This window comes from Nocardioides sp. CPCC 206348 (genome assembly GCF_048654705.1).
GTDB lineage: Bacteria > Actinomycetota > Actinomycetes > Propionibacteriales > Nocardioidaceae > Nocardioides.
Genome location: NZ_JBMCZA010000006.1, coordinates 23,940 through 30,142, shown reverse-complemented (window position 1 = coordinate 30,142; position 6,203 = coordinate 23,940). Strand labels below are relative to the sequence as shown.

Annotated in this window: 5 protein-coding genes; 2 read left to right on the top strand and 3 right to left on the bottom strand. The window is 64.7% G+C overall.

Annotated elements, in window-relative coordinates; translation table 11 throughout:
• The first annotated feature begins 988 nt into the window (after positions 1-988).
• Together ACOADB_RS00195 and ACOADB_RS00190 are read left to right on the top strand one after the other, a co-directional pair.
• A complete protein-coding gene (locus ACOADB_RS00195; RefSeq protein WP_378595902.1) occupies positions 989-1,798 on the top strand; it encodes an SGNH/GDSL hydrolase family protein in 810 nt (269 codons plus the stop codon).
• Positions 1,799-2,058: 260 nt separating this feature from the next.
• Positions 2,059-2,316, top strand: coding sequence for a hypothetical protein (locus ACOADB_RS00190; RefSeq protein WP_378595901.1), 258 nt, complete (start codon positions 2,059-2,061; stop codon positions 2,314-2,316).
• A gap of 468 nt (positions 2,317-2,784) precedes the next feature.
• Here the strand turns inward: ACOADB_RS00190 and ACOADB_RS00185 are convergent, their stop codons facing one another.
• The 3 genes from ACOADB_RS00185 to ACOADB_RS00175 form a co-directional block, all read right to left on the bottom strand.
• Complete coding sequence (locus ACOADB_RS00185; RefSeq protein WP_378595900.1) at positions 2,785-3,426, bottom strand: MBL fold metallo-hydrolase; 642 nt, start codon at positions 3,424-3,426, stop codon at positions 2,785-2,787.
• A gap of 38 nt (positions 3,427-3,464) precedes the next feature.
• Positions 3,465-4,565, bottom strand: a complete 1,101-nt coding sequence (locus ACOADB_RS00180; RefSeq protein ID WP_378595899.1) for an S-(hydroxymethyl)mycothiol dehydrogenase — start codon at positions 4,563-4,565, stop codon at positions 3,465-3,467.
• 150 nt (positions 4,566-4,715) lie between these two features.
• Complete coding sequence (locus tag ACOADB_RS00175) at positions 4,716-6,176, bottom strand: aldehyde dehydrogenase family protein (RefSeq protein WP_378595898.1); 1,461 nt, start codon at positions 6,174-6,176, stop codon at positions 4,716-4,718.
• Positions 6,177-6,203: the final 27 nt, after the last annotated feature.

Below are 6,203 nucleotides of genomic sequence, written 5' to 3'. Positions count from 1 at the left end.
TGGTCACGTCCACGGAGGGACCCTACCGAGGACGCCGAACTCCCGGCCGACGAACCTCTTGCCCGCGCTGAGCACTCACCAGTTGCGTGCTGAGCGGAGGAAAGACAATGTCAGACGTTGAAGCGGAACGTTCACGCCACTTTCGAGCATTCGTCGATACCTTCCGACAATGCCCTCTGACCTGCGCAAACAACCCCGTCGCCACACTCGTTCCTCATGGTCGATGCTGGTCGATCTCGGTGCTGGTGAGGGCAGATTGAGGGCAACCGCTCCACGAGTGACCACTAAGCGCCTCCGAGCTGCGGCAGCGCGACGAGACCCGATCGCGGGAAGCTTGTCGGTCTACGGGCCAATCAAACGCAGCACGCGATAGAGCGTCCGACACTCCTGCCACCAAACTCCCGGGTGCAAGGATGCGTCTCACGACGAATGGCTTCCCTGGCCGTCGCACGCGGGATTTCACGCCTGGAACTGGGACAGATCAACGCATGGAACCGCACATGTTGCGGCCGCGGGTACGCCGGGGGTAAGCGTCTCTTGGCGCTCCAGCGCCGCGTCGCCTCCGTGACGATGCACCGCACCCTCATGGCTAGAACTCACAAGGAGCACCGCCGACGGAGTCGGTATCGAATCCATTCGGGCAGCGGTGCAATGCCAGTTGAGCACACTCAATACCCCTGCCCGGAAGACACACATGGCCGCCGACCAGGGTCTGTCGCGGACTGACAACAACCTGTCACTGCGGGGCAATCAGTCGCTCGCCCGGCCACCTAGCGTTGAGGAACCGGTCAACGATCGTAACGAGAAGCCAAGAGACAGGTCTTGACTCATGAGGTTGCCGGTCCGAAGAGGAGGCCCCCTCATGATCGACTGGGAATCAAGTAGCTGGGGCGGCAACGTCCACTACGCAGGAGACGGGTCCTGGGTCACCGACCGGCACGGCGACACCGCCGACGCGGACGAGTAACGGACTCCGGGGTGCTGAGTCATGGAAATCCGCCGCAACTACGTGCGCTTCGCCGCCGTTGGCGACTCGGTGACCTACGGTCTGGGCGACCGCGCCTCTGAGCGTTCCCGAGGCTGGGCGCGCCTTCTCGGTGAGGCCATCGCCGACGACCACCACGTCTCCTTCTGTAACCTCGCGCAACCCGGTGCGACCGCGGCCCAGATGAGATCCGAGCAACTCGGTCTTGCCCTCGACCACCGGCCGAACCTGGCAGCTCTGATCGTCGGGCTCAACGACACGATGCGCTCAGACTGGGACCCCGCCGCGGTCCGGGAGGACCTCCTTCACGCCGCCGGTCGTCTGGTCGAACAGGGAGCGCTACTGCTGACCGTGCGCTTCCACGACCACAGCCGCGTCTTCGGCCTTCCCGGTTTCCTGGCGCGGCCCATGCGGCGGCGAATCGAGGACCTCAACGCCATCTACGACGAGATCCACGCCCGAGGCTGTGTGCAAGTCGACCTGGCCGACCATCCGGGCGTCTACGACCGCGAGTTCTGGTCCCTCGACCGGCTGCACCCCTCCGAGCTCGGACACCGAGCGTTGGCTCACGAGTTCGCAGCCCAACTCGAGCAACACGGCCTGGCCTTCGAACCCCCCGCACTCGAGCTCGACGGTGACCCCACTACTCGCGTCGGCGAACTTCGCGCGCTCGCGCTCGAGGGTGTGCCGTGGATGGCCAGGCGCGTCCGCGACTTCGTCCCCTTGGTCGGCCGCCGGGCGCTCCACACGGCTCTGCACCGGTCACAGTCCGCCCCCGCCCGGGGCACCTACCAGTCCTCCCAGATGAGGTGATGACCATGCCCGACCCCAACACAGAACTCGCCCCTGACCGGTGCAGCGACCGGCACATCCTGGCCAGCGCTGTGCGCGGAGAACTCCTCCGAATCGCCAGTCGCGAGGACGCCCTCGCGGCCGCCCAGGCTGCCGCAGTCCCTTACTGGGCACCTCATCCCCCTTCGGTCCAAGCCCACCGCACTGCCGCCGCCGTCCTGCGGTCCCAAGCCGACCAGCTGCTCACAGCGAGCTGACCGCCACCATTGGAGATAGCCACCATGTACGCCGTACTCACCCAGAACCTGCCCTACCTACGCGATGCCTTCGGATCCACCATCACCGACGGAGCGTGCGTCATCGACCACGACCGCGAGGTCGGATACGTCCGCCTCGACCTCGGGCCTTGCTGCCCCGGCCCAGATTCGGGCTATTGGGACGGTTGGTTCAACGTCACCCGCACCCGCGCCGAACACCCCATGCGCGGCAAGGCCATGAAGGGCGACCTGGTCCAGGTCGTGCGCGGTGGCAAACCATGACCTGGCACACCGTCACCGTGGCCCCGCACAACCTGGACCAACTACTCCTCACCATTCGGCGCGTAGGTGGGTCGATCACGCACAGCCGTCCATGCGTAGACGGATACATCGTGATCTACACCACCCTCGAGGGTTGAACTATCCAAACGGATCGTCCCGGGCCCCGGACAGCGGTCTACGGCGTTCACGACAAGCCCTGAAAAGTGCCAACTAAGCCTCAGATCCGACGAGAATTCCCCAGATCGCCTGCTGCGGCGGTGCGCAGGCCCAATCCCTTTGTCCGAGGTGGTCCGCAAGATGAGCTCTCAGGCGTGTTCGATCCGTACTCAGCGACCGCAATGCCCTGACCGCTAACAGCCAGCCCTCGTGACCGAACACCGCAACGGCATCGACCACTGACTTGCGATCAATCACGCCCGTGCCCGATGACATGCGAGCAACTTGGACCTTGAGAGTGCGTCACAGCCGTCACGGGACCGCCTCTTCTCCCGGCAACCGCTTACCAATGAGCTGCCGAATACGTGCCGCGGCAGCTATCCCCCGCTCTTCCGCGATGGTCGTGTCCGGGCCGTGGCCCGTATGGACGACGGTGTCCGGAGCGAGGCTGAAGAGGCGAGCGCGAATGGACTCATCCAGTGTCGCCCGATCGCTGAAGGAACGACCCGTGGCTCCTGGCCCGCCGCGAAACAACGTGTCGCCGGTGAAGACGCATCCCAACTGGGCTAGGTGGAAAGACACGGCCCCAGGAGCATGTCCGGGGGTGTGCAGAACTTCGAGCACTGCTCCGGCAATTTCGATGGTGGCGCCGTCGGCGAGGTCAATGTCCCAGCCTTGGACAGGGTGGGTGAGCCGCCATACGGGTTCGTCGTGGGGGTGGAGCATGATGGGAGCCCCGGTTCGCGCCCGAAGTGCCGGCGCGACGCGGACGTGATCGTCATGTCCGTGGGTACAGAGGATGGCCTTGACCCTTCGACCCTCGACCACCGCCATGATGTCCTCGACGGAGTGCGGTGCGTCGATGACAACACATTCGGCGTCATCGCCCACGACCCAGATGTTGTTGTCGACGTCCCAGGTCTCGCCGTCCAGGGTGAAGGTGCCGTGAGACATGGCGTGGTCGATCCGAATCGGACCACTGGTCCCAGCCATCAGAGGACTACCACCGAGCGAAGCACGTCGCCCTGATGCATGCGGGCGAATGCTTCATTGACTTCGCTGAGTCCGATCTCGTCGGTCACGAAGGCGTCCAGGTCCAGCCTGCCCTGTTGGTAGAGGTCCACCAGCATCGGAAAGTCGCGGCTGGGAAGGCAATCTCCGTACCAGCTCGACTTCAGCGAGCCTCCGCGACCGAAGACATCTATCAGCGGAATTTCGGGCACGTTCATGTCAGGCGTAGGTACACCGACCAGGACAACGGTGCCAGCGAGGTCGCGGGCGTAGAACGCTTGCTTCCAGGTCTCCGGACGGCCCACGGCCTCGACGACTACGTCCGCGCCCTCGGCGCCGACGTGGGTTTCCGCGCAGATTCGCTTGATTTCCTCGACCGGGTCCACTTGCGATGAGTTGACTGTGTGAGTCGCGCCGAGCTCCTTGGCTTTGTCGAGCTTCTGCGCGTCGATGTCGACGGCAATGACCGGCGAGGCGCCAGCCAATGCTGCTCCGGCGATCGCTGCAATGCCGACGCCGCCGCAACCAATGACGGCGATACTCATTCCGCGACTCACGGCTCCAGTGTTGATCGCGGCGCCGATCCCAGCCATGACACCGCAACCAAGTAGCCCGACGGCCGCCGGCCGCGCAGAAGGGTCAACCTTTGTGCACTGTCCCGAGGCCACCAACGTCTTCTCCGCGAAGGCACCGATGCCCAGAGCGGGCGACAGCGGCGTGCCATCCAGCAGGGTCATCCGCTGGGTCGCATTGTGCGTGTTGAAGCAATACTGGAGATCGCCTCTTCTGCACGCGCGGCACTGTCCGCACACGGCCCTCCAGTTCAGCACCACGAAGTCGCCGGGGACAACGCTGGTCACGTCTGGTCCCACCGCCTCGACAATGCCTGACGCTTCATGGCCGAGCAGGAATGGGAAGTCGTTGCTGATTCCGCCGTCTCGATAGTGCAGGTCTGTGTGGCAGACCCCGCAGCTCAGGACCTTAACCAGAACCTCGCCAGAGCCCGGGTCAGGTACGCGGATCGTCATCAGACTGACGGGGGCCTTCGGCGACAACGCGACGACTGCCTTCACTTCATGCATGGGATCTCCCACCTCCTGCGGTGCATTTGAGCCCGCGCTATGAGCCAACGTTCATCTACCCGACTTCGAGCGGCGGCCATGACATGGCCGCCGCTCGAAGTGGCCAGCCCGGTGCGGAGGCCCCCCAGCCTCCGCACCGAGCCTCGTCCGTCAAAGATTCACGTTGACGGACTTCGTCTGGGTGTACATGTCGATCGCGCTTGCACCGAGCTCGCGGCCCCATCCAGACTGCTTGTACCCACCGAACGGAAGGGCCGTGTCGAACGCGTTGTGGCAGTTGATCCACACCGTTCCCGCCTTGATCTCCTTGGCGGTTCGGTGCGCCTTGGAGATGTCCCTGGTCCACACGCTTGCGGCGAGGCCGTAGGGCGTGTCGTTGGCCGCTGCCTGAACCCCCTGTTCCGCGTTGAAACGGGTCGCAACCACCACGGGCCCGAAGATCTCCTCGCGGTAGACGCTGAACGAGTCCTCCACGTCAACGAGCACGGTCGGCTCGACGTAGAACCCGGAGTCGCCGTGCCGGCCGCCACCGGCAAGTGCTCGAGCCCCATCCGAAAGACCGGCGTCGATATAGCCAGTCACACGGGCGAGCTGCTCTGCCGAAACGAGGGGACCGATCTGATTGGTCGGGTCCAGACCGGGACCAATCTTGCTCGACCGAGCCACCTCGGCCACGCCCTGGGTGAACTCGTCGAAGATCTTGTCCTCGACCAGGAGCCGAGATCCCGAGGTGCAGGTCTGGCCGTGGTTGAACAGGAAGCCTGAGGCCGTGCCCGGAATGGCCAAATCGAGGTTCGCATCGGCGTAGACGATCTGGGGGCTCTTGCCCCCAAGTTCGAGGGACACCTTCTTCAGGTTGCCCTTCGCGGCGTCGACGATCAGCTTTCCGACCTCGGTGGAGCCAGTGAAGGCGATCTTGTCGACGTCGTCGTGGCCGGCCAGTGCCGCGCCCGCGTCGCCGTAACCGGTGACGACGTTGAAGACACCATCGGGCAGACCGGCTTCAGCGAGTACCTGTGCGAGGAGCAGGGCCGTCAAGGGTGTCTGCTCGGCGGGCTTGAGTACAACGGTGTTCCCGCAGGCAAGGGCCGCCGGAACCTTGAACGCTGCCATGACGAGCGGGAAGTTCCAGGGCACGATTGCGCCGCACACACCGATCGGCTCACGCAGCGTGTAGGAGTGCCATGAAGCACCGGGGGCCCAAGGAACGGACACGGCGATCGTGCGACCTTCGATCTTGGTTGCCCAACCGGCGTAGTAGGCGAAGAGCTCTGCCACCCACGTGATGTCCACGGCCTCAGCAACCGCAGCCGACTTGCCATTGTCGAGGCATTCGAGCTGCGCGAACTCGGCGGCGCGATCACGAATCATCTCGCTGGCTCGGAACAAGACACGCTGGCGCTGGGCAGGCGTCCAGAGGCTCCACTCACCCTCGAACGCAGTCCGGGCGGCCTTGACCGCACGGTCGACGTCGGCGGCCCCACCCTTGGCGACGCTGCAAAGCACCTCGCCGGTCGCGGGGTCAATGGTGTCGAAGGTCTCGCCCGTTGCGGCATCGACCCAATCTCCGGCGATGAACAGCTGCTTGCGGGAAGCGAGGAAATCACGCACCGCGGGCAGGGTCAAGGTGGCAGGGTC